The following is a 22,143-nucleotide window of genomic DNA, read 5'->3' as shown; positions in this document are numbered from 1 at the left end:
AAGCCGGTCTAGGGTGGGCCCAATTCAAACTAATGTTTTATTGGGGAGTGCGCCCTCATGCGCGAAGCGGTCATCGTCTCTTACGCCCGCACGGGCCTGGCCAAGTCCAACCGCGGCGGCTTCAACAACACTCACGGCGCGGCCATGGCCGGCCACGCGATCCAGCACGCGGTCAAGCGCGCCAAGCTGGACGGTCCGGAGGTCGAGGACGTGGTCCTGGGCTGCGGCGGCCCCGAAGGCGCCACCGGCATGAACGTCGCCCGCAACGCGGCCATGTGGGCCGGCCTGCCGGTGACCACCTCGGGCCAGACCGTCAATCGCTTCTGCTCCTCGGGCCTGCAGGCGATCGCCACCGCCGCCAACTACGTCCGCAACGACGGCGCCGACGTCGCTATCGGCGGCGGCGTGGAGTCGATCTCGCTGGTGCAGGGCGGCGGCCACATGAACCGCTTCCACATCACCGAAGAGAAGCTGATGCAGACCCATCCGGCCCTCTGGATGGCGATGATCGACACCGCCGACATCGTGGCCAAGCGCTACAATGTCAGCCGCGAGTACCAGGACGAATACGCCCTGCGCAGCCAGCAGCGCATCGCCGCCGCCCAGGCCGCCGGCCTGTTCGACGACGAGATCGTGCCGATGGCCACCAAGATGAAGGTGGTCAACAAGGAGACCAAGGAAGAGAGCCTGGTCGACTACGTGGTCACCAAGGACGAGTGCAATCGTCCGGAGACCACACTGGAGGGTCTGTCCAGCCTGAAGCCCGTGATGGGCGAGGGCAATTTCGTCACCGCCGGCAACGCCAGCCAGCTGTCGGACGGCGCCGCCGCCGTGGTGGTGATGGAGGCCAAGGAGGCCGCCCGTCGCAATCTCGAACCGCTGGGCGCCTTCCGCGGCTTCGCCATCGCCGGCTGCGAGCCGGACGAGATGGGCATCGGCCCGGTCTTCGCCGTGCCGCGCCTCTTGGAACGACACGGCCTGAAGGTCGACGACATCGACCTGTGGGAGCTGAACGAGGCCTTCGCCAGCCAGTGCCTCTACAGCCGCGACCGCCTGGGCATCGACCCGGAAAAATACAACGTCAACGGCGGCTCGATCGCCATCGGCCACCCGTTCGGCATGACCGGCGCCCGCTGCGCCGGCCACCTGCTGCTGGAAGGCAAGCGCCGCAAGGCCAAGCTGGGCGTCGTGACCATGTGCATCGGCGGCGGGATGGGAGCCGCCGGTCTTTTCGAAATCTTCTGATTTCGAAAAACCCGACAAGGAAGCGCTGCTGAAATCGCCTTGGCGATTTCAGTTGCGGTCTTTTCGAAATCTTCTGATCTGACGCGAGACTAAAACCTCGCCTCAAGAAGGCCGGGAACCGTGAAGCCGGTTTCCGGCCTTTGTTGTTGTCGTTTCAACAACAAAGGACCCGACCGCCATGGCCGCCAAGGCCTTTTTCGCAGTCGCCCTGCTTGTCGCCGCCGCCATCGGGCTTGCGTTGCCCACGCCCGGCGCCAGCCACGAGCCGCAAGCCACCCGCTCGTCGTTCCAGACGATCCCGATCGACTGAGCGGAAAAGAAAAGGGCTCCCCGGCTTCCCGGAGAGCCCTCGGCGGTCGCCGACCTAAAGCTTAGAATTCTTCCCAATCCTCGGAGACGGCCACCGCCGCCGATCCCGAGGCGCGGCCCGGACGGACGGCCCGCGACGGGCGCGGCGCGGACGGCGCGGCCGCCGAAGCTTGCGGCGCGGGCGTCGAAGACGGGGCCGGAGCCGCCGCGGCGGCGCCTTGGGCCACGCGGAAGCGGGCGACCATCTCGCTCAGCGAACGGGCCTCGCCCTTCAGCGAGTGGGTGGCGGCCGTGGCTTCCTCGACCATGGCGGCGTTCTGCTGAACGACCTGATCCATCTGGTTCACGGCGGTGTTGACCTCGTTCAAGCCCGTGGCCTGCTCGGCGGCCGAGGCGGCGATCTCGGTGACCAGGGCGTCGATCGTGGCGACCTGATCGACGATGCGCTGCAGCGCCTCGCCGGTCTGACCGACCAGGTCCACACCCGCCCCGACCTGCTGGGTGGAGGTCGAGATCAGGGCCTTGATCTCCTTGGCGGCCTCGGCCGAACGCTGGGCCAGGGCCCGCACTTCCTGGGCGACGACCGCGAAGCCCTTGCCCGCTTCGCCCGCCCGCGCGGCTTCGACGCCGGCGTTCAGGGCCAGCAGGTTGGTCTGGAAGGCGATCTCGTCGATCACGCCGATGATCTGGCTGATCTGGCTGGACGAGGCCTCGATCTCGCTCATGGCCGAGACCGCTTGGCTGACGATCGAGCCCGAACGCTCGGCGTCGGTGCGCGCGGTGGCGACCACTTGCGAGGCCTCCTTGGCGCCCGAGGCGGTCTTGCGCACCGTCGCGGTGATCTCGTCGAGGGCGGCGGCGGTCTCTTCCAGGCTGGCGGCCTGCTGCTCGGTGCGGCGCGACAGGTTGTCCGAGGCGTCGGCGATCTCGTCGGCGCCGCTGTTGACGCCGCTGGTGGCGCGGCCGATCGCCTGGATCGCCTGCTGCATGCGGTCGGCGGCGGCGTTGAAGTTGGTCTTCAGGCTTTCGGTCTTCGGCGCGAACGGCACGACGATCCGGTGGGTCAGGTCGCCCGAGGCCATGTGATCCAGGGCCTCGTTCAGGGCGGTGATCGCCTGGGCGTCCTCGCGGGCCGACGCGGCCTTCTCGGCTTCGTTGGCGGCGCGCTCGCTCTCGGCGGCCTGGCGCTCGTCGGCGGCGGCCTGCTCGATGCGGATCTTCTCGATCGCGGCGTCCTTGAAGTAGACGACGGCCGAAGCCATGTCGCCGATCTCGTCCTTGCGGCCCATGGCCGGGACTTCGACGCTGTTGTCGCCGGCCGCAAGGCGGCGCATGGCGTTGGTCATGGCCGCGACGGGACGGGCGATGGCGCCGGTCAGCAGCAGGCCGCCCGCGATGGCGATGCCGGCGGTGATCAGGATGCCGACGGCCAGAACCAGGGTCGACTGCAACGAGGCCTTCTTTTGCGCGGCCGCTTCGGTCGCCAGTTCTTCCTCGGCGTGCTTGGTGATGGCTTCGATGGCGTCTTCGACGGGGGTGACCGCCTGGTCGGCGACGCCGTCGTGCTTAACCAGATCGATGGCCTGGGCGCGGGTCGCCGGATCGGCGCCCAGCGCCTCGCCCGGCTCGATCGCCAGCTTGCGGTAGTTGGCGTAGGCGGTCTCGACGGTGGCGACGCGCGCCAGGTCCTCGGTATTGCCGTCGGCCAGGTCCTTCAGCTTGTCGAGCGCCTTCAGGAACTTCGGCTTGTGGGCCTCTTCCAGACGCTTGACGTAATAGGGGTCGGCCGAGAGCAGGAAGCCGCGCAGCGAGTTCTCCTGGCGGGTCAGGCGGAACGCCGCCGTATCGGCCGCGCGCAGCATCTCATAGGCCCGCTCGGTCCGCTCGACCGAGTGGCCGAGATTGACCTTGTTGACGTACAGGGCGACGCCCATCGCCATGATCGTCGCCAGCATGACGGCGAAAACCGCCATCAGCTTCTGGGGGATCTTCAAGTTGCCGAAGGACACCGCGCGAACTCCTCGTTCATGGAACGACGGCCGCTCAAGCCTCCACGGCGCCCGATGACGCCGTTGCCTAAAAATCGACCGTGGAGCTCAAAAATCGCGCAGGTACGGTTGCGGAGGCATTAACCCTGACCGTGACGGAATGTCGCATACACCATACCGTACCCGCATCCGGTCAATGGGCTTCGTCCCAGTTGAGCGCCGCCCGAACCTCGACCGTGAGCGGCACAGACAGGGCGACCGCCGGCTCCGCCGCTTTTTCCATCACGCGGGCGATCACCGCACGCGCGGTTTCGGCCTCGGCTTCCGGGGCCTCGAAGACCAGTTCGTCGTGCACCTGCAACAGCATGCGGGTCGACAAGCCAGCCTCCTTCAACGCCGCCGGCATGCGGATCATCGCCCGGCGCATGACGTCCGCCGCCGCGCCCTGGATCGGCGCGTTGATGGCCGCCCGCTCGGCGAATTGCCGCTGGCCGACCGACTTGGCCTGGATCTCGGGGATGTTGATCTTGCGGCCGAAGATGGTCGTCACATAGCCGTGCTCGCGCACGAAGGCCTTGGTCGCGTCCATATAGGCCTGGATGCCCGGGAAGCGCTCGAAATAGGTCTTGATATAGGCCCCGGCCTCGCCCTGGCCGATGCCCAGTTGGTTGGCCAGGCCAAACGCGCTGATGCCGTAGACGATGCCGAAGTTGATGGCCTTGGCCCGGCGGCGGATCATCGGGTCCATGCCCTCGATCGGCGTGTCGAACATCTCCGAGGCCGTCATGGCGTGGATGTCGAGCCCTTCCTGGAAAGCCTTCTTCAGCTGCGGGATGTCGCCGATGTGGGCCAGCAGGCGCAGCTCGATCTGGCTGTAGTCGGCGCTGATCAGCACCTTGCCCGGCTCGGCGATGAAGGCCTTGCGGATCTTGCGGCCTTCCTCGGTTCGGACCGGGATGTTCTGCAGATTGGGATCAGATGAGGACAGGCGCCCCGTCGTCGTCGCGGCCAGGGCGTAGGAGGTGTGCACCCGGCCCGTGCGCTCGGCGATCGCCGCGACCAGGTTCTCGGTATAGGTGCCCTTCAGCTTGGACAGCTGACGCCAGTCGAGCAGCACGCGCGGCAGCTCATGCTCCAGCGCCAGGCTCTCCAGCACGTCGCTGTCAGTGGACCACTGGCCGGTGGCGGTCTTCTTGCCGCCCTTGATCTGCATCTCGCCGAACAGCACGTCGCCGATCTGCTTGGGGCTGCCCAGGTTGAACGGGCGGCCGACCAGTTCGGTGGCGCGCGCCTCGAACTCGGCCATCCGCAGCGAGAACTCGTTGGAGAGGCGACGCAGGGCTTCGGGGTCGACCTTGATCCCGTCGTTCTCCATCGCCGCCAGCACGGTTGGCATCGGACGCTCGAGGGTCTCGTAGACCGTCAGCAGCCCTTCGCGGGCCAGGCGCGGCTTGAGCACTTCGTAGAGGCGCAGGGTGACGTCGGCGTCCTCGGCGGCGTAGGCGGTCGCTTCGGCCAAGGCGACGTGCTTGAAGCTGATCTGCGCCTTGCCGGTCCCGGCCACCTGCTTGAACGGGATCGGCTTGTGGCCCAGCCACAGCTCCGACAGCTCGTCCATGCCGTGGCCGTGCAAGCCGGCCTCCAGCACGTAGCTGATCAGCATGGTGTCCTCGATCGGGGACACCTGGACGCCGTAGCGGGCCAGGACGGCGATGTCGTACTTGGCGTTCTGGGCCACCTTCAGCACCGCCGGATCCTCCAGCAGCGGCTTCAAGGTCGCGATCACATCAGCCAACGGGATCTGGACGAGGTCGGCCGCGGCCTCTAGCGCTAGGCCTTCCTTTTCGCAGTGACCGACCGGGATGTAGCAGGCCTCGCCCGGCGCGATCGCCAGGGAGACGCCGCACAGGCCGGCGGTGGCCGAAGACAGGGCGTCGGTCTCGGTGTCGAACGCCACCACGCCCTTGGCCGTGGCCTTCTCGACCCAGGCCTTCAGGGTGTCGAGGTCGCGCACGCAGGCATAGGCCGCGTGATCGATCGTCACCGGCTCGGCCACCGGCTGGGCCGCGGCGCGGGCGGCCGCGCCCATGTAGGAGACGGTCGAGACCGGAGCCTTTGGCTGGCTCGGCGGACGGTCGAGCGTTCCGGGAACAGCCGCGGCCGAACCGTCGCCGACGCGGCGAGCCAGCGACCGGAATTCCATCTGCTCGAGAAAGGCGGCCAGGACCTCCTTGTCCGGCTCGCGCACCTTCAGGTCGTCCAGCGGCTCGGGCAGCGGCGTGTCGCAGTCCAGCTTCACCAGGGCCCGCGACAGGCGGATCTGGTCGGCGAAGTTGATCAGGGTCTCGCGGCGCTTGGGCTGCTTGATCTCGCCCGCGCGGGCCAGCAGCGTGTCGAGATCGCCGAACTCGGTGATCAGCTGGGCGGCGGTCTTGATCCCGATGCCCGGGGCGCCGGGGACGTTGTCGACGCTGTCGCCGCACAGGGCCTGAACGTCGACGACCTGCTCGGGATAGACGCCGAACTTCTCGAACACCTGCTCGCGCTCGATGCGGACGTTCTTCATCGGGTCGAACATCGACACGCCGTCGCCGACCAGCTGCATCAGGTCCTTGTCGGACGAGACGATCACCGCCTCGCCGCCAACCTCGCGCGCCTTGCAGGCGTAGGCCGCGATCAGGTCGTCGGCCTCGTAGCCCGGCAGCTCGATGGCCGGCACGCCGAACGCCCGGGTGGCCTCGCGCACCAGGGGGAACTGCGGGATCAGGTCCTCGGGCGGCGGCGGACGGTGAGCCTTGTACTGGTCGTACAGGGTGTTTCGGAACGTCTTCTCGGAGTGGTCCCAGATCACCGCCAGGTGCGTGGGCGTATCGCCCTGCATGTCGCGCAGCAGCTTCCACAGCATGTTGCAGAAGCCTTGCACCGCCCCGACCGGCAGGCCGTCGCTCTTCCGCGTCAGCGGCGGCAGGGCGTGATAGGCCCGGAACAGATAGGCCGAGCCGTCGACCAGGAAGAGCCGAACGGCGGGGCCGTCCTGGGTCAGGTGCGAGGCGGGCGGGGATTCGGAGACGACGTCGGTCATGGCCGCGAACATAGGGGGACCGGCGAGCCTCGGAAACCCTCTGGCGGCGCGCGAAAAGCTGTCATAGGCTCGACCTAGGGTCGAGTTGCGTCACGAGCGCATCGCCAGTTGCGTGGGGGGTCCGGTGCTGTCGCGTGCGATTCTATTTAGCCTGCTGATCGGCGGCCTGTCCGCAACGTCCGCCCTGGCCCAGGACGAGGACTCCAAAACCGGTTGGCGGCCGCAGTTCACCGCCAGCATCCCGGCGGACAAGATGAAGGCCGCCTACCCGCAAGGGGCAAACGCGAGCGGCAAGGTGGCGCTGGATTGCGTCGCGGCGGCCGGCGGAAAACTGGTCGACTGCAAGGTCGCCAGGGAGGAGCCGGCTGGACAGGGCTTCGGCGCCGCGGCGCTGTCGGTCGTGAGCTATGAGCGCATCAAGCCGAAGGACGACGCCGGCGTCTCCGTCGTGGGCCGGCCCGTGCGCACGTACTTCAGCTTCCTCGCTCCCGGCGACGCCAATCCGAACTGGCTGCGCAGGCCAACCCCCCAGGACATCGCCAATGTCTTCCCCAAGAAGGCGCTGGCTGACGGCGTCGGCGGCAAGGCGGTGATCGGCTGCGACGTGACGGTCGAAGGTTTCCTGCAGAACTGCAAGGTCTTGACCGAGTCGCCCGAGGGCTACGCCTTCGGCGCGGCCGGGCTGCAGATCACCCCGCAACTGCGCATGACGCCGATGATGCGGGGCGGCAAGCCCGTGCCCGGCGGCACGGTCAGCATCCCCATCAACTGGGGCGCGCCCAACCCGGGCTCGGACTTCAACAGCACGCCGGTCGTTCTCGATCCGCCTTGGACGCGCGTTCCGACTCAGGCCGAGCTCAACGCGGCCTGGCCCAAGAGCGCGGCGGGCGCATCGCACGCCCAGGTCGCCCTGCGTTGCCTCCTGGTGAGGACCGGCCAGCTGCGATCCTGCGACGTCATCTCCGAAGAGCCGCGCGGCAAGGGCTTCGGGCGCGCCGCCCAGGACCTGTCGAAGCTCTTCCAGGTCGCCGTCGACCCCAACGACAAGAAGCTCCGCGACTACAAGGTCGACGTGCCGTTCCGCTTCCGCGACCCAGCCTTGCCCGACAATCGCAAGCTGACCAGGCCGCACTGGACCGCGACCCTGACGGCCGAGGGCATGGCGGCGATCTATCCGGAGGCCGCGATCAAGGCCAAGGTGATGGCCGGTCAGGGCGCGGCGACCTGCGTCGTCACCGCCGAAGGGCGGCTGAGCGAGTGCCAGGCCTCTCGGGAAAGTCCGGCGGGCCTCGACTTCGGCGCGGCGGCCGTCAAGGCGGCGTCGGCGATGCGCATGAACCCGTGGACCAAGGAGGGCGACACCCTGGACGGCTTGAAGCTCACGGTGCCGTTCCAGTTCACCTTCACCGACGACGCGCCCGCCGAACCGGCCAAGCCCGCGCAGGGCGGCCAGCCCTGAGGCTTCGGGGCAGCCCGCCTGATCGCCGCGCCAGCTTTCCTCGCCTTGCGAAAAGGGGGCATGAGGCGTAACGGAACGCCGCTCCGCGATCTGTGGCGGACCAGAGTTTTCAGGAGAGCGCGATGGGTTACCGGGTCGCCGTGGTCGGCGCGACGGGCAATGTGGGCCGCGAGATGTTCAACATCCTCGAGGAAGTGAAATTCCCCGTGGACAAGATGCACGCCATCGCCAGCCGCAAATCCATCGGCGTCGAGGTCTCGTTCGGCAACGAGATCCTGCGCTGCGAGGACCTCGAACAGTTCGACTTCAGCAAGGTCGACATCGTGCTGATGAGCGCCGGCGGCGCGATCTCCAAGGCCTGGGGCGAGAAGATCGGCGCGGCTGGTCCGATCGTCATCGACAACTCCAGCCACTTCCGGATGGACCCGGACGTGCCGCTGGTCGTGCCGGAAGTGAACCCCGAGGCGGTCAACAGCATCCCGAAGAACATCATCGCCAACCCCAACTGCTCGACGGCGCAGCTGGTCGTGGCGCTGAAGCCCCTGCACGACGAGGCCAAGATCAAGCGGGTGGTCGTCTCGACCTATCAGTCGGTCTCGGGCGCGGGCAAGGAAGGCATGGACGAGCTGTGGGACCAGACCAAGGGCGTCTACGTCCTGGGCGCCCCGCCGCCCAAGAAGTTCACCAAGCAGATCGCCTTCAACGTCATCCCCCACATCGACGTCTTCCTGGACGACGGCTTCACCAAGGAAGAGTGGAAGATGACCGCCGAGACCCAGAAGATCCTGGATCCGAACATCCAGCTGGTCGCCACCTGCGTGCGCGTGCCGGTCATGGTCGGCCACTCCGAAGCCGTGAACGTCGAGTTCGAGAGCCCTCTGGACGAGGACGAGGCCCGCGAGATCCTGCGCGAGGCCGACGGCGTCGTCGTGGTCGATAAGCGTGAGGACGGCGGCTACATCACGCCCAAGGAAGCCCAGGGCGAGTTCCCGGTCTATGTCTCGCGCATCCGCAAGGACCCGACCGTCGAGAACGGCCTGGTCTTCTGGTGCGTCTCGGACAACCTGCGCAAGGGCGCGGCCCTGAACGCGGTGCAGATCGCCCAGTTGCTGCACGACAAGGGCCTGATCAAGCAGAAGACGCCGGCTTAAGACGACCATCCCCGTCGTCCTTCGCCAGCGAAGCGGAGGACGACGGATTTCCTGGGCGCCGGTCCAGATTTTCCCGAACCACCGCAAGATGTCGGCGGACGGCGGGCTTCCTATTTGCGAGAAGCCTTCCGAAAGGTTCGGATCATGCCACCCAGTACGCAGAACGAAAGCCGCTCGGCCTATATCGCCGGGGTCGCCTGCTATTCGCTCTGGGGCTTTTTGCCCCTCTATTTCCACTTGCTGGCGAACCTGGGAGTCACCTCCTGGGAGATGATCGCCCACCGGACGCTGTGGTCGGTGCTGTGGGCCGGCGGCCTGGTGCTGATCGCCAAGCAAGGCGGCCAGGTGGCCCAGGTGCTGCGCCAGCCCAAGACCCTGGGCGTGCTGGCCCTGTCGACCCTGGCGATCTTCGGCAACTGGACGATCTACGTCTTCGCGGTCAACGCCGGCCACGTGATCGAGGCCAGCCTCGGCTATTACATCAACCCGCTGATGAACATGGCGGCCGGCGCCCTGCTGTTCCGCGAACGCATGACGACCGAGGGCAAGGTGGCGATCGGCTTCGCGGCCGTCGGCGTGGCGATCCAGACGGTGGCCCTGGGCCACCTGCCGATCGTCTCGCTGGGTCTGGCCCTGACCTTCTGCGTCTATGCGATCCTGCGAAAGCAGGTGAAGGCCGACGCCCAGACGGGCCTGTTCATCGAATGCGCCTATCTGGCCCTGCCCGGCCTGATCTACGTGCTGGCGCTGCAGGCCAGCGGTCACGGCCACTTCGGGACCGGCGCCGGCGTCACCGCCCTGCTGGCCCTGGCCGGCCCCGCCACGGTCGTCCCGCTGGCGCTGTTCGCCTGGTCGGCCCGCCGCCTGCCGTTGTCGGCCGTCGGCTTCCTGCAGTTCATCGCCCCCACCCTGCAGTTCGCGCTGGGCGTGGCGTTCGGCGAGCCGTTCACGGCGCTGCGAGCGCTGTCGTTCGTGTTCATCTGGCTAGGCGTGGCGACCTTCGCCTACGGCGCCTGGAAGAAGACGCGGGTGCTGGCCGCCGCCTAAAAGCGGTGGGCGAGCCCGACGACGAGCTCCAGGTCGGGAGTCTTCCGGTTCAGGCCGACATAGGCCGAGGCGTCCAGCTGGACGTCCTTCAGCCCCTTGGGCGTCCAGGCGGCAGTCAGGTCAAAGCTGGCCTTGGTCACGCGCTCGGCCGGATCGTCGTCGACATCGACCCAAAGCTCGGCGCCCAGGTTCGCCGGCCCCACGGCGCGTCCGACGCCGCCGGCCAGGGCGTAGGCGGCGTGACGCCCCAATCCCGAGGCGTTGGGGCGGACATCCGCTTCGGGCGACAGGCTCAGCGACCAGTCCCCATTCAGCGGAATGGAGACCGGGACGATCACCCCGCCCTGCCAGGCGTCGCCGCCGATCCCGTCCGCGCCCGTCGGAGCGATGGCGAAGGGCTGGATCGCGGCGGAAAAGCCATCCCCCGCCGGGTTCTTCAGCGACCAGCGCAACGCCATGCCGAGGTCGCCAGAGCCCGAGACGGTCGAGACGACACCGTGGTCGCGGGTGCGCGCCCGCTCGCGCGGCGTCCAGGTCATTTGCCCCTCGACCATCGAGGCCAGGCCCAGGCGCAGCTCCAGAGCGCCGTACGAGACGTCATCGACCGACACCCCGCCGCCGCGCGTGAAGGCGGCGTCGGCGCCGCTGACCTCGACCTGGAAGCGGCCCTTGTCGAGCACGCAGGGCGGCGAGCCCTTGCCCGGCCGATCGGCGCAGAAGTCGCGCTCCTGCGCGCGCGCGGCGCCGGCCAGCGCCAGCAAGGCCAGGACGCCCAGAGCGATGGGTGTGGCGGTGCGGACCATGGGCCTCTCCTTCGCGGAAAGGCCTAGGCCCAAAGCCTGAACGCCTCGCTAAAGGCAGGCGTAGGCCGCCTCGATCAGCCGCACGGCGCGGGGATCGCCGATCAGGGCGTTACCTTGCTTGTTCATCACATAGGCCCCCGACACGCCCCGCGTCGGATCGGCGAAGGCGCACGAGCCGCCCCAGCCCGAATGACCGAACGCCTCGGCCGTCGGGCCGTAGAAGAAGTTGGGCTCATTGCGCATGAAGCCCGCGCCCCAGCTGATCTCGTAGGGCAGGACCAGGTCGCGGCCGCGGATGCGCTCGGCGGTGGCGGCCTTGATCCCGGCGGGCGTGATCAGCGAGCGGCCGTCCAGCGTCCCGCCGCTGGCCAGAGCGCCCATCAGCCGCGCCAGGGCCGGCGCGGTGGCGTGGCCGTTGGCCGAGGGGATCTCGACCCGCCGCCACTCGGCCGCGCCCTTGCCGCCTGGCGAGGACCAGGGCTTGAAGAAGGCGGCGGTCACGGCGGCGTTGATCTCGCCGAACTGCGGCATGGCCGTCGGACGCATCAGGTCGGCGACGCGGTCGTGCTCGCTGTCGGGCAGGCCGATCCAGAGGTCGAGGCCCAGCGGCGCGCAGATGTCCTCGCGTAGCGCCGCGCCCATCGTGCGGCCGTCGACGCGGCGGAAGATCTCGCCGGCCAGGTAGCCATAGGTCACCGGGTGGTAGCCGCTGGCCGACCCGATCGGGAACAGCGGGGCCATGGCGGCCAGCTTGGCGCAGGTGGCGTCCCAGTCAAACCAGATGGCTGGATCGGTCTCGTCCGGAAAGCCCGACAGGCCCGCCTGGTGCGACAGGGCCTGCTCGACCGTGACGTCCTGCTTGCCGTTCTGCGCGAACTCGGGCCAGACGTCGGCGACGCGCTGGTCGTAGGCTAGGCGTCCCTCGTCGACGAGACGCGCGACCATCAGGGCCGCCACGGCCTTGGTGGTCGAGAACAGGGCCGTCAGGGTGTCGGGACCGAACGGGACCTCGCGCTTGCGGTCGGCGAAGCCGCCCATCAGGTCGAGGACGATCTCGCCGTCGATGGCGAAGGAAAAGCGCGCGCCCAGCTCGCCGCCGTCCTGGAAATTGGCTTCGAAGGCGTCGCGGACACGGGCGAAGCGCTCGGGGCAGAGGCCGGTGATGTCGGTCATGTCTTAAGCCAGCCGTTCAATGCGGACAGAGGGAGAGGTCTGCTTCAGGCGCGCGCCCAGGGCCACGATCGGCAGTTCGGGGGCGTTCCAAAGCTTGGCGGCCGCGACGGTCTCGGCGACGCCGCCGACGGCTCGAGCCAGGCCGTGCGACAGCGTCTGGCCCTCGACCACGGCCGCCGCGTAGAGCGCGGTCAGAAGGTCGCCGGTTCCGTTCGGCGCCGTGTCGATCTGGGCGTGCAGGGCCAGCCAGGCTTCGTCCGCCGTCGCCAGGACCGCGCCGATCTCGTCGCCGCGACGGATCGAGGAAACGAGGACCGGCTTGCCCAGTTGCCGCGCGGCGCGCAGGGCGGTGGCGGGTTCGCGGGCCTCGGCATTCGTCAGCCACTGCAGCTCCCAAGCGTTGCAGGCCACGAGGTCAGCGCGCGGAATCAGCAACGCGCGGATCGCCTCGGCGGTCTCGGCGGGGACATAGAGGCCCTTGCCCTCGTCGCCCACGGTCGGGTCGACGATCACGGTCGGCGCGGGCGCGAAGGCGCCGTCGCGCGGGGCGGCGCGAACCGCGTCGATGGCGCGCGCGGCCGCCTCGACCTGGGCGGGGCTGGCGAAATAGCCGGTGACGACGAGGTCGGTGCGACCGAAGAGGCCGTTGGCCGCGATGCCTTCCAGCATCCCTTCGAAGATCGCGATCGGCGTCGCCGCGCCGCCGGGCGCGCCCCAGCCGGGGTGACGGCCGAACAGCACCGTGGGGACGACCATGGCGTCGATCGCGAACGGCGCCAGCGCCGCGGCCTGAGCGGTCGCGCCGACCTGGCTGCCGGCGACGTGGCTGGAGAGGATCAGGGCGAGCGGCATGACCTAGCGATTAGCCGAGCCTTCCAGGCTTGAACAGGCGCCCGAAAAGCAGAAGGGCCCGCCGCTTGCGCGACGAGCCCTCCGAAAGCCGAAAGATGGACGGCTTAGTAGCGGTAGTGATCCGGCTTGAACGGACCCTTTTCCGGCACGCCGATATAGTCGGCCTGGTCCTTGCGCAGGGTGGTCAGCTTCGCGCCCAGCTTCTCCAGGTGCAGGAAGGCGACCTTCTCGTCGAGGTGCTTGGGCAGGGTGTAGACTTGGTTCTCGTACTTGGACTTGTTGGTCCACAGCTCGATCTGGGCCAGGGTCTGGTTGGTGAACGAGGCCGACATCACGAACGAGGGGTGGCCGGTGGCGTTGCCCAGGTTCACGAGGCGCCCTTCCGACAGCACGATCAGCTTCTTGCCGTCCGGGAATTCCACGTGGTGGACCTGCGGCTTGATCTCGTCCCACTTGTAGTTGCGCAGGGCGGCGATCTGAATTTCCGAGTCGAAGTGACCGATGTTGCAGACGATGGCGTTGTTTTTCATCTTCCGCATGTCGTCCAGCGTGATGACGTCCTTGTTGCCGGTCGCCGTCACGAAGATGTCGGCCTTGTCGGCGACGTCGGCCAGGGTCTGGACCTCGTAGCCTTCCATGGCCGCCTGCAGGGCGCAGATCGGGTCGATCTCGGTGACGATCACGCGGGCGCCGCCTTGGCGCAGCGAGGCGGCCGAGCCCTTGCCCACGTCGCCATAGCCGCAGACCACCGCGACCTTGCCCGACAGCATGACGTCGGTGCCGCGACGGATCGCGTCGACCAGGCTTTCACGGCAGCCGTACAGGTTGTCGAACTTGGACTTGGTGACGCTGTCGTTGACGTTGATGGCCGGGAACGGCAGCTCGCCCTTCTGGGCCATGTGATACAGGCGGTGGACGCCCGTGGTGGTCTCTTCCGAGACGCCGCCGATGGCCGAACGGATCGCCGAGTAGAAGCCCGGCTTCTCGGCCAGGTACTTCTTCATCACGGCGTAGAGGGCTTCTTCTTCCTCGTTCTGCGGGTTGTCGAGGATCGACGGATCCTTCTCGGCCTTGGGGCCCAGCACGCAGAGCAGGGTGGCGTCGCCGCCGTCGTCGAGGATCAGGTTCGGATAACCGCCGTCGTGCCACTCGAAGATCTTGTGGGCGTATTCCCAGTACTCGACCAGGTTCTCGCCCTTGAAGGCGAAGACCGGGATGCCGGCGGCGGCGATGGCGGCCGCGGCGTGATCCTGGGTCGAGAAGATGTTGCACGAGGCCCAGCGGACCTCGGCGCCCAGGGCCACCAGGGTCTCGATCAGCACGGCGGTCTGGATGGTCATGTGCAGGCTGCCGGCGATGCGGGCGCCCTTCAGGACCTGCTTGGGGCCGTACTCGGCGCGCGTGGCCATCAGGCCCGGCATCTCGGTCTCGGCGATAGCGATTTCCTTGCGGCCGTAATCGGCGAGCGAGATGTCCTTGACGATATAGTCGGCCACGAGCGGCTCCTGCGGGATGGGATCTTGGGCAGGCTTATACCCTGCCCAGCCCTTCCGAGCAATTAACGCATAAAGATATCCTTATGCGATACTCAAGTCGGGCTAATCGCTAGAATCCCAGCTCCGGCTGCGACGCCCCGGGCGGCTGGTTCTCGGGCAGGTGGCAGGTGAAGGTCGAGCCATTGCCCGGCTCGCTCTCCAGCGCCACCCAGCCGCCGTGCAGCTCGACCAGCGCCTTGACCAGGGCCAGGCCCAGGCCAGGCCCGCCGCGATCGCGGCCGACAAAGCGGTCGAAGATGTGGGCCTGGACGTGGAACGGCACGCCCCGCCCCGTGTCTGAGACATCCAACCGCACCTCGCCCAGGGCCCGGCGCGCCGACAGGGTCACGCGGCCGCCGGGCGGCGTCTGGCGCAAGGCGTTCTCGACCAGGTGGTCCAGGGTCTGGGCCAGGCGTTTGGCGTCGCCGCGGATCAGGCCGACGTCCTCCTCGCACTCGACAGCCAGGGTCACCGCGCCCAGCTGGGCGTCCTTCAGGGCGCGTTCCTGGGCGTTCATCAGGAGGTCCGAGACGCGGATGTCCTGGATCTCCAAGGCCATTTCGCCGGCGTCGATCTGGGCCATGTCCAAGACATCGTCGATCGAGCGGGCCAGCTGGGTGGCGGCGGCGCGGACGGCGGCCACGTGGTTGCGGCCGCGCTCCGACAGGCCGTCGGCCCGCTCCAGCAGTTCGGAATAGCCGATGATCGTCGTCAGCGGCGTGCGCAGCTCGTAGGAGACGTTGCCGACGAAGTCGCGCTTCAGGCGCTCGGCCTCGTCGAGCGCGGCGGAGCGGTCCGCCAGGGCGCTCTGCAGCTCGCGGGTGTCGGTGACGTCGGCGAAGGCGATCAGGGTCGCGCCGTCCGGCAGCGGCCGGCTCTGATAGACGACGATGCGGTCGTCCGAGGTGCGCACCTCACCCGAGGTCGGGGCGCGCATCTGCGGATCGGGATCGGCCACACGGCCCTTCAGCTCGCGCCAGAAGGCCAGGTCATGCAGACGCGGCACGCACAGCTCGACCACGCCTTCGAAGTCGCCGGCCGCCTCGAGGGCGTGCGGCGTGACGTTCCAGAAGGTCTCGAAGGCTTCGTTGTGCAGGCGCAGGCGGCCGTCCGAGCCGAACACGGCGACGGCGTCGTTCAGCTTGTCCAGCGTGGCCTGCTGCACCTGGATCAGGGCGTTATACTGGGCCTTCAGGCGTAGCTCGCCGGTGATGTCGGAATAGATCAGCAGCATGCCGCCCAGCGGGTGCGGCTGGCGCACGACCTTGAGCGTGCGGCCGTCGGGCAGGTGCCAGAGGTCGTCGGCCTGGGGGCCCAGGCTCTCGTAGCGGGCCAGTTCGGCGGCCTTCCAGCCGGCGTAGTCGATCGTCTCGGGCAGGCGGCGGCGCTGGCGCAGGCGATCGAGGATCTCGCCGTGGGTCGGACGGTCGGCCAACCAGGCAGGCTCCAGCCCCCAGAGCTCGGCGAAGGCGGTGTTGTGGAACGACAGGCGGCGGGTGGCGCTGAAGATCGCCACGGCCTCGGCGATGTGGTTCAGGGTCTCGTCGTGGGCCTCGACATGCTTCTTGAAGGCGTCGCGAACGTCCTCGATCTCGGTCACGTCGGCGCAGAACACGCCGACCCCGCCGCCTTCCAGCGGCTGGGCGGAAAGCCGGAACGCGCGGCGGCGCCCCTCGAGGTTCACCCAGCGGATCGCTTCCTTGCGCTCGCCCTTGGCGGCGGCCTCGACGACCATGGCGTCGACCGCGCGGTCGAAGCTCTTGCCCAGCAGGGCGGGCGCCGAGGCGGCGCTGGCCCCGACGGCGCGGACGAAGGCGGTGTTGCCCCAGACGGCCTGGCCGTCGGCGCCGGCGATCCAGGCGGGCTCGACCACGCTGTCGACGAAGGCGGCGAAGCGCGCCGCCGAGGGCAGGCCCGCGTCATGGCCGCTGACCGGCGCCAGGCGCAGCCAGGCCATGGCTCCGGCCGCGCGGCCCTCGACCGAGACCCAGCCGCCGCGCCCGCGCGCGTCGAAGGCGCAGGACTGGCCGCGCTCGAACAGGGCGGAAAGCTTGTGGGCGTGGTCTGGATCCGCGCCGCCCAGGGCGGCGACCACCGCCTGGACGTCGGCGGGAACGCCCAGCACCTGGGCGCAGGCGGAAAGGCCCTCGGCGCCCGCCATCAAGCTGGCGCGGCCGCCCTCGACGGCGATGACGGCGGAGTCGAAGGCCTCGACCCAGGCCGGCGCCTCGGCGTCGCCGCCCTGCAGGGCTAAGCGCGCCTTCAGCGCCGCGATCCGCGCCTCGAAGCCCCGCCGCTGTCCGAACGCCCACAGGGCGACGCAAAGCGCGAGGCAAACCGCCCCGGCCGCGGCCGCGAGGATCAGGTCATACGAAGTCATCAAAACGGGTCGCTGCCCCAGCGGGTCTTCGAATCAGAATCCCAGATTAGTCGGGCCATGACCAGAGCGCGATCAAGGCCGTCCACGAACCGCCATCGCGATTTCGGGGAAACGGGCGCTGGCGCCGCCGGCCAATCGCTCTATTTGGAAGTCCATGACCTGGTCCGATCGCCTCGCCCCGTCGCTGGACGACTTCGCCGCCCTGGGCAAGGCGGCCTTCGACGCCCTACCCGAAGGCTTCCGCCAACTAGCGGGCGACGTGGTGATCCGGGTCGACGACTTTCCCGACGAGGAGGTGCTGGAGGCGCTCGGCATCCCCGACCCCTTCGAGCTGACCGGCCTCTATCAGGGCGTCGACCTTTCCCAGCGCTCGGTGCTCGATTTCGCCACCCAGCCGTCGCGGGTGTTCCTGTACCGCCGGCCGATCCTCGACGAATGGGCCGAGCGCGGCGACGTCAGCCTGGGCGAGCTGATCACCCACGTGCTGGTCCACGAAATCGGCCACCATTTCGGCCTGTCGGACGACGACATCCACCGTATCGAGGACGAGGCATGAGTCTGTTCGACACCGACACGTGGCGCGAGCGCATGGACGAGCGCTGGTTCGACACCGGCGTGGCCATGGCCGAGAAGGGCGATGTCGACCTTGTCGCGATCGAGGACGAGAAGGTCACCGCCCACGTCACCGGCAGCGTCGGCGACCTCTATGTCGTGCAGCTGTGGGCGCCGGCCGGCGATGGAACCTGCACCTGCCCCGGCTTCGAGAAGTTCGGCGCCTGCAAGCACCAGGCGGCCGTGGTCGCCGCCGCCAACGCCGCCGACCTCGGGAAGGTCCGCGACCGCATGGCCCGCCTGCGCGACGGCCTGGCGGTGGACAGCAAGGAGGCCCTGATCGAGCGCCTCGCCGAGCTGGCCCGTCTGCAGCCGGCGGTGCTGGCGGCGCTGGAGGGGCGTTAGTCCAGATTCAAGAGCCGCCTTCGGCAGGCACAAAATGCATCAAACGCCATGCAAATCTAGTTGACGCACCGCACTCGCAATCAAGCTGGAATTGCTGATTGGATCTAATATCTAGAATCCAATCTTCGGAAAATTTACTCTCAGCCCGACATGACAGGCACACCAATGCTATTGATTTTCTTTGGAAGCCGATCGCATCGCCTTCCAAATGCACAGCCCACTTCTCTCTACATTTTGGATTTATGCAACTGACCGTCTGCCCCTCCTTTAAGAGGCAGGCTCGTCGCTTATTTTCTGCGCCACAGCCGCAAGTAAATTTGACTACCTCGCCCATCCCACTTGAAATTAGTGTTCCTAACTGGATTTCCTCCAGTATTTCCAGGGCCTCATCGATTTTTCGCTTTAGCTTTTCGCGACCCCCAAACGGCTTCACCTCCACGTCCCCGACCTTCGGCATTTGAACGTGAAGAAAGTTACTTAACGCATTCCAGATGCGGCCAAGCCTCTTCGCATCGAAGCCGGCCTGTCGGCCTATTTCCACATACTCTTCGTCTTCCTCCGGCACGCTTCCTGCCGGCGTCTTAGCTATCGAGATCGTAAAGCTGGAAGCGACATGCGGATCCACATCCTGGATGAGCCTATTAACAACGTCCCGTGGCTGCCATCGGCCAATATCCTCTGGGGAAATATATGCATGCGACACCCTGAGCCTGTCGTAACAGACCCGCTCCAAGGCCAATCGGCATTCCAAAGCGGCGTAGGTTAAAGAGGCTTCGGTGCCGTTTTGGACCAACCCTCGAACACGTTCCACATGGTCCTTGATCCAGTACATCGGTAGTTTCCAAAGATTATCTCGAAAGCGATCTCATCTTCTTACAGAAAGTCGTCGATCGGCTTGCGCCTGGGCTTGGCCTTAGGCCGTTCCCACATCACGCCGGGATAGCCCTTCAGCGGGACCAGCTTGCCGCCGCCATAGGCCCAGTCCGGCGCCTCGTCGAGGTGGGTGTGGTAGCGCGGCTCGCGGCCGGTGCGGGTCGCGAACAGGGCGCGGGGCAGGTTGATCATGGTCGGCGCGCGCTGGCGGGTCATGAACAGCGGCGTCCCGCACCGGGCGCAGAAGCCGCGCGTGGTCCCCTCGTGCTCATGGCGCGTGATCAGGTCCTCGCCCTCTAGCCAGCGGAAGCGGCTGCGGTAGCTGGCGACATAGGTGACATAGGCGCAGCTCTGGGCCCGGCGGCTGGCGGCCGAGTGATCGTGGAACGCCCACCGCGCCGGCACGCCGATCGCCAGGCGAACGCCGCCACAGGCGCAGGATCCCTCGGCTTCCTCGGCGGGCGGCTTCAGGGCTTTGGGCATGGGGCGTCTCCAGCGCGGCTGATCGTTTCCGAATAAACCTGATTGCTGCCAGATCTGTCAGGAGCGCGGCTTGACCCCGCGCTCGCCGCGACGCTCTGCTGGGCGCGGGGAGGACAACCGCCATGGCGTCCTGGTACGAGCGTTACATCCTGCCGAAGCTGCTGTGCTGCGCCTGCGGTGCGCCGGCCTTCCGCGAGCGACGGGCGGAACTCGCGCCCCGCGCGGCGGGCGAGGTGCTGGAGCTGGGAATCGGCGGCGGCCTGAACCTGGCCTTCTACGATCCCGCGCGCGCCACCCGCGTCACCGGCGTCGATCCTTCGCCCGAGTTACGGACCCTCGCCGAGAACGCCCCGCGTCCCGACGGACTCAAGATCGAGATCCTGGCGGGCGAGGCCGAGGCCCTGCCCTTCGCCGACGCGCGGTTCGACACGGTGCTGTGCACCTTCACCCTCTGCTCGGTGCGCTCGCCGGCGGCCGTGCTGGCCGAGACGCGGCGGGTGCTGAAGCCGGGCGGGACCTTCCTGTTCTGCGAGCACGGCCTGTCGCCCGACGCCGGCGTGTCGCGCTGGCAAAGGCGCATCGAGCCGTTGTGGAAGCGGCTGGCGGGCGGCTGCCATCTGACGCGACCGGTGACGGCGACGGTCGAGGCGGCTGGCTTCCAGGTTCACGAGGGCCGGCGGTTCTACTTCGACAAGGCCCCGCGCCCGATGGGCTGGTGCGAACAGGGCGTGGCGCGGGTCGCCTAAAGCGCCTTGAGCACCCGCTCGCCCCAGGTCGGCACGAGCTCGCTGGCCGGGCCATAGAGCTTCTCGTCGAACATGTAGGCGTTGGCGGAGGGCTCCAGATTGATCTCGCAGGTCGCCACGCCCATCGCCCGCGCCTCGGCCACGAAGCCGGCGGCGGGATAGACCGCGCCCGAGGTGCCGATCGAGACGAAGAGGTCGGCGCGCGACAGGGCCTCGTCGATCTCGTCCAGGAACAGTGGCATCTCGCCGAACCAGACGACGTGGGGCCGCGCGCCGTCCGCCCGCCCGCAGGCCTCGCAGACGGCCTCGGCGGTCAGGGGCGTCATGTCGGGCTTCAGCGCCTGGCAGTGGTCGCAGCGGGTGACGGCCAGCTCGCCATGCATGTGGACCACGCGCCGAGAGCCCGCCTTCTCGTGCAGGTCGTCGACGTTCTGGGTGCAGAGGAAGAGCTCGCCGCCGCGCGCCGCCAGCTCGGCCTCCAGCCGCGCCAGGGCCGCGTGCGCGGCGTTGGGCGAAGCCTCGGCCAGATTGGCGCGGCGGGCGTTGTAGAAGGCGCGCACCAGGGCCGGATCGCGCGCGAAGCCCTCGGGCGTGGCGACCTCGCGCAGGTCGTACTTCGTCCAGACCCCGTCCTTGTCGCGGAAGGTGCCCAGGCCGCTCTCGGCGGAGACGCCCGCTCCGGTCAGCACGAAGATCTTCATCCCCGGTCCCTCTTGGTCAACAAACCTGACGCCTCCGTCATTTTTCATTTGACCCGCGTCAAGCGTTGAGTTGACAGTGTTCAGATCGACGAAGGCCCGCGCAAGACGGGCCCGTCAAAGCCATGTCGCTCAAAGCCATGACACGGGGCGATTAGGGAGCCACGCCATGACGGACAAGAACATCACCAAGGACGCCATGTATGACGCGGTGGCGCCGGACGACTTCGAGGCGATGCTCGAACTCGACCGGTACAACAACCGCTCGACCGCGTTCGACAAGATCATCTCCGCGACCCACGACCACTTCTGGGACCCGCTGGACAAGGCCTATATCGATTTCGACGAGCCGTTCGACATGGAGAACCAGGCGCTGGTTCCCGAGGACATGGTCATCGCCCTGTCGACCGACTACGTCTCCAACCATCTGTCCGATCCGAAGCAGCGCATCCGCTTCATCAACCAGTCGGTGCTGCGGAACTTCTCGTCGATCCTGCACGGCGAGCAGGGCGCGCTGAACCTGTCGGCCAGCCTGTGCCACGTGCTGCGGGACCAGGGCGCGCAGGAATACGCCGCCAACCAGACCCGCGAAGAGGCCCGCCACGTCACGGCCTTCGCCAAGTACATCAAGGCTCGTTGGGGCAAGCCGGTCGAGTGCGGCCCGGCCCTGAAGAGCCTGCTGGTCGAGATCATCGGCGCGCCCGAGGTCTACAAGAAGATCATCGGCATGCAGATGCTGGTCGAGGGCCTGGCCATGGGCGCCTTCGCCACCTTCTTCAACACGATCAACGATCCGGTCGGCAAGAAGCTGCTGCAACTGGTGATGACCGACGAGGCCTTCCACCACAAGTTCGGGAAGATCTGGGCCGACCGCACGGTGCCCAAGCTCAGCGCCGAGGAGCACGCGATCATCGAGGACTGGGCGGCGCACTGCTTCCAGACCCTGCTGTTCAACCTGGTCTCACCGCACCAGCAGCTGGATCTCTACGCCGAGTTCGGCCTGGACCCCGACAAGGTGGTCGAGGAGTACGGGAAGATCATGACCGACGACGTGCGTCGGGAGAACATGAAGGAGCAGACCAACATCTTCCGGGTGCTGGTCAAGACGCTGCTGAACGCGGGCATCATCACCGACCGCACGCGGGCCTTCTACGCCATGTACGTCGATCTCGACGAACTGAAGCGCGAGGGCGAGCGGATGGTCGGCGACGACATCGCCGAGGAAGGCATCCGCTACCTGCAAGCCATCAACTTCAAGGACCGCCCGGTGGCGGCGGTCAGCATCGCCGCCGAGTAGGGTTTCCCACCACCCCGCCGGCGCAGCGCCGCCCCGTCGGAACCCCGGCGGGGCGGTCGTCGTTT

General features: G+C 67.9%; 19 protein-coding genes. 9 read left to right on the top strand and 10 right to left on the bottom strand.

Features of this window, described 5'->3' with window-relative positions:
- The first annotated feature begins 57 nt into the window (after positions 1 to 57).
- On the top strand, positions 58 to 1,245 hold the full coding sequence (locus CSW60_RS12590; protein WP_099537717.1) for an acetyl-CoA C-acyltransferase: 1,188 nt from the start codon (positions 58 to 60) through the stop codon (positions 1,243 to 1,245).
- Positions 1,246 to 1,423: 178 nt separating this feature from the next.
- On the top strand, positions 1,424 to 1,555 hold the full coding sequence (locus CSW60_RS24245; protein ID WP_255357085.1) for a hypothetical protein: 132 nt from the start codon (positions 1,424 to 1,426) through the stop codon (positions 1,553 to 1,555).
- 61 nt (positions 1,556 to 1,616) lie between these two features.
- Here CSW60_RS24245 and CSW60_RS12585 read toward each other — a convergent pair whose 3' ends face one another.
- Positions 1,617 to 3,563, bottom strand: a complete 1,947-nt coding sequence (locus CSW60_RS12585) for a methyl-accepting chemotaxis protein (protein ID WP_099537716.1) — start codon at positions 3,561 to 3,563, stop codon at positions 1,617 to 1,619.
- Between the two features lie 172 nt (positions 3,564 to 3,735).
- Positions 3,736 to 6,624, bottom strand: a complete 2,889-nt coding sequence (polA, locus tag CSW60_RS12580) for a DNA polymerase I (protein WP_201723050.1) — start codon at positions 6,622 to 6,624, stop codon at positions 3,736 to 3,738.
- 124 nt (positions 6,625 to 6,748) lie between these two features.
- Here polA and CSW60_RS12575 point away from each other — a divergent pair, with 124 nt between their 5' ends.
- The 3 genes from CSW60_RS12575 to rarD all read left to right on the top strand — a co-directional run bounded on the left by CSW60_RS12575 (position 6,749) and on the right by rarD (position 10,281).
- A complete protein-coding gene (locus CSW60_RS12575) occupies positions 6,749 to 8,083 on the top strand; it encodes an energy transducer TonB (RefSeq protein ID WP_143324179.1) in 1,335 nt (444 codons plus the stop codon).
- A gap of 122 nt (positions 8,084 to 8,205) precedes the next feature.
- Positions 8,206 to 9,234 carry an aspartate-semialdehyde dehydrogenase gene (locus CSW60_RS12570; protein ID WP_099537713.1) on the top strand — a complete coding sequence of 343 codons (1,029 nt, stop codon included), beginning with the start codon at positions 8,206 to 8,208 and terminating at the stop codon, positions 9,232 to 9,234.
- 144 nt (positions 9,235 to 9,378) lie between these two features.
- Positions 9,379 to 10,281, top strand: coding sequence for an EamA family transporter RarD (rarD, locus tag CSW60_RS12565; protein ID WP_099537712.1), 903 nt, complete (start codon positions 9,379 to 9,381; stop codon positions 10,279 to 10,281).
- Here rarD and CSW60_RS12560 read toward each other — a convergent pair.
- From CSW60_RS12560 to CSW60_RS12540, 5 genes are all read right to left on the bottom strand, one after another.
- On the bottom strand, positions 10,278 to 11,084 hold the full coding sequence (locus CSW60_RS12560) for a transporter (protein WP_099537711.1): 807 nt from the start codon (positions 11,082 to 11,084) through the stop codon (positions 10,278 to 10,280). The two genes, rarD and CSW60_RS12560, sit on opposite strands and share 4 nt — an antisense overlap.
- 48 nt (positions 11,085 to 11,132) lie before the next feature.
- Positions 11,133 to 12,257, bottom strand: coding sequence for a serine hydrolase domain-containing protein (locus CSW60_RS12555; protein ID WP_099537710.1), 1,125 nt, complete (start codon positions 12,255 to 12,257; stop codon positions 11,133 to 11,135).
- 3 nt (positions 12,258 to 12,260) lie between these two features.
- Positions 12,261 to 13,109, bottom strand: coding sequence for a pyridoxal kinase (locus CSW60_RS12550; RefSeq protein WP_099537709.1), 849 nt, complete (start codon positions 13,107 to 13,109; stop codon positions 12,261 to 12,263).
- Positions 13,110 to 13,213: 104 nt separating this feature from the next.
- On the bottom strand, positions 13,214 to 14,605 hold the full coding sequence (ahcY, locus tag CSW60_RS12545) for an adenosylhomocysteinase (protein WP_099537708.1): 1,392 nt from the start codon (positions 14,603 to 14,605) through the stop codon (positions 13,214 to 13,216).
- A gap of 109 nt (positions 14,606 to 14,714) precedes the next feature.
- Positions 14,715 to 17,024, bottom strand: coding sequence for an ATP-binding protein (locus CSW60_RS12540; RefSeq protein WP_099537707.1), 2,310 nt, complete (start codon positions 17,022 to 17,024; stop codon positions 14,715 to 14,717).
- A gap of 154 nt (positions 17,025 to 17,178) precedes the next feature.
- Between CSW60_RS12540 and CSW60_RS12535 the strand changes: the two genes are divergently transcribed.
- Both CSW60_RS12535 and CSW60_RS12530 read left to right on the top strand, forming a co-directional pair.
- Positions 17,179 to 17,580, top strand: a complete 402-nt coding sequence (locus CSW60_RS12535; protein WP_099537706.1) for a metallopeptidase family protein — start codon at positions 17,179 to 17,181, stop codon at positions 17,578 to 17,580.
- Entirely contained in the window at positions 17,577 to 17,981 is a 405-nt protein-coding gene (locus CSW60_RS12530; protein ID WP_099537705.1) for an SWIM zinc finger domain-containing protein, read from the top strand. Before CSW60_RS12535 ends, CSW60_RS12530 begins: the two co-directional genes overlap by 4 nt.
- Before the next feature lie 7 nt (positions 17,982 to 17,988).
- Here CSW60_RS12530 and CSW60_RS23160 read toward each other — a convergent pair whose 3' ends face one another.
- On the bottom strand, positions 17,989 to 18,813 hold the full coding sequence (locus tag CSW60_RS23160; RefSeq protein ID WP_143324177.1) for a hypothetical protein: 825 nt from the start codon (positions 18,811 to 18,813) through the stop codon (positions 17,989 to 17,991).
- Positions 18,814 to 18,854: 41 nt separating this feature from the next.
- Entirely contained in the window at positions 18,855 to 19,337 is a 483-nt protein-coding gene (locus CSW60_RS12525; protein WP_099537704.1) for a GFA family protein, read from the bottom strand.
- A 95-nt stretch (positions 19,338 to 19,432) separates the two neighbouring features.
- Here CSW60_RS12525 and CSW60_RS12520 point away from each other — a divergent pair, with 95 nt between their 5' ends.
- Positions 19,433 to 20,083, top strand: coding sequence for a class I SAM-dependent methyltransferase (locus CSW60_RS12520; protein ID WP_369801038.1), 651 nt, complete (start codon positions 19,433 to 19,435; stop codon positions 20,081 to 20,083).
- Here CSW60_RS12520 and CSW60_RS12515 read toward each other — a convergent pair.
- A complete protein-coding gene (locus tag CSW60_RS12515; protein ID WP_099537702.1) occupies positions 20,080 to 20,784 on the bottom strand; it encodes an NAD-dependent deacylase in 705 nt (234 codons plus the stop codon). The two genes, CSW60_RS12520 and CSW60_RS12515, sit on opposite strands and share 4 nt — an antisense overlap.
- Positions 20,785 to 20,950: 166 nt before the next feature.
- On the opposite strand from CSW60_RS12515, the gene CSW60_RS12510 reads away from it, so the two are divergent.
- Entirely contained in the window at positions 20,951 to 22,078 is a 1,128-nt protein-coding gene (locus tag CSW60_RS12510) for a ferritin-like domain-containing protein (protein ID WP_099537701.1), read from the top strand.
- Positions 22,079 to 22,143: the final 65 nt, after the last annotated feature.

This window comes from Caulobacter sp. X, from assembly GCF_002742635.1.
Lineage (GTDB): Bacteria > Pseudomonadota > Alphaproteobacteria > Caulobacterales > Caulobacteraceae > Caulobacter.
This window is presented reverse-complemented; position numbering and strand designations above follow the sequence as displayed.